The organism is Staphylococcus sp. GDY8P94P (assembly GCF_017892255.1).
GTDB lineage: Bacteria > Bacillota > Bacilli > Staphylococcales > Staphylococcaceae > Staphylococcus > Staphylococcus cohnii.
Genome location: NZ_JAESKU010000030.1, coordinates 2,847 through 3,546 on the forward strand (window position 1 = coordinate 2,847; position 700 = coordinate 3,546).

Consider the following 700-nt stretch of genomic DNA (forward strand, 5'->3'; position numbering starts at 1 on the left):
AGTACCCAGAACACGTGATGGTGAATTTTCACCGACGGTGTTTGAGCGTTATCAGCGAAATGAAAAGGCACTGCTCGCTTCAATGCTTGAGATGTATGTTTCAGGCGTTTCGACACGTAAAGTTTCAAAGATTGTTGAAGAGCTATGTGGAAAATCGGTATCGAAATCTTTTGTTTCTAGCCTGACTGAGCAGTTAGACCCGATGGTCAACGAATGGCAGAACCGTTCACTCTCAGGTACGAGTTATCCTTATCTGATGACTGATGTTCTCTACATAAAAGTCCGTGAGGACCATCGAGTGCTTTCTAAAAGCTGCCATATTGCGATCGGGATAACAGAAGGTGGTGATCGTGAAATCATTGGCTTCATGATCCAAAATGAAGAAAGTGATGACACATGGTCCATCTTCTTTGAATACTTAAAAGAACGCGGTCTACAGGGGACAGAACTCATCATTTCTGATGCCCATAAAGGCCTAGTGTCTGCAATTCGTAAGTCATTTACCAACGCAAGTTGGCAGAGATGCCAGGTCCATTTTTTAAGAAACATCTTCAGTTCCATTCCAAAAAAGAATTCAAAACCGTTTAGAGAAGCAGTAAAAGCGATCTTTAAGTTTACGGATATTGAACTCGCTCGAACAGCTAAGAATGCCTTAGTCGGTGAATATATCGACCAGTCTAAATATTCAAAAGCTTGCGCA

At 41.9% G+C, this 700-nt stretch carries 1 pseudogene; it reads left to right on the forward strand.

Annotation, left to right across the window (positions count from 1 at the left end):
- Nucleotides 1–700: pseudogene (locus tag KA926_RS13595) on the forward strand (IS256-like element ISEnfa4 family transposase); the annotation flags it as partial.